The sequence below is a fragment of the Paraburkholderia sp. SIMBA_053 genome (assembly GCF_046534895.1).
Taxonomy (GTDB): domain Bacteria; phylum Pseudomonadota; class Gammaproteobacteria; order Burkholderiales; family Burkholderiaceae; genus Paraburkholderia; species Paraburkholderia caledonica.
The window spans coordinates 1-301 of sequence record NZ_JAWRXU010000402.1; the positions used below are offsets into that span (position 1 = coordinate 1).

Genomic DNA, 301 nt, shown 5'->3' on the forward strand with positions numbered 1-301 from the left:
TCGTCAGCGTGAAGGTCGTCACAGTGCAGAAGAATAAGGTATTGCCCATTACGATTTCGGTCGTGGGACTCGTCGGCGCAATTGTCGGCGGCGTGCTTCGCGCGCCGGTGGGAATCGTGTGCGGCGTGATGCTGGCGGTCGTCGGCTGGCTCACGTGGGCGACGCAGGATGTCACGCACCGTCTGATGGTGCAAACGGCCAATGGCGAACGCGAGGCGCTATCGAGCGTCGATCGCGACTTCGTCGAGCGCGTCGGCGCGGCCGTGAACGAAGCCAAGGGCGCAGCCGCTTCGGCTTCCGC

The 301-nt window shown here is 64.8% G+C and carries 1 protein-coding gene; it reads left to right on the plus strand.

The window, feature by feature from the left end; all coding sequences use genetic code 11:
- A partial coding sequence (locus SB753_RS36170; protein WP_410804917.1) for a DUF6232 family protein occupies positions 1-301 on the plus strand: 301 nt, incomplete at both ends.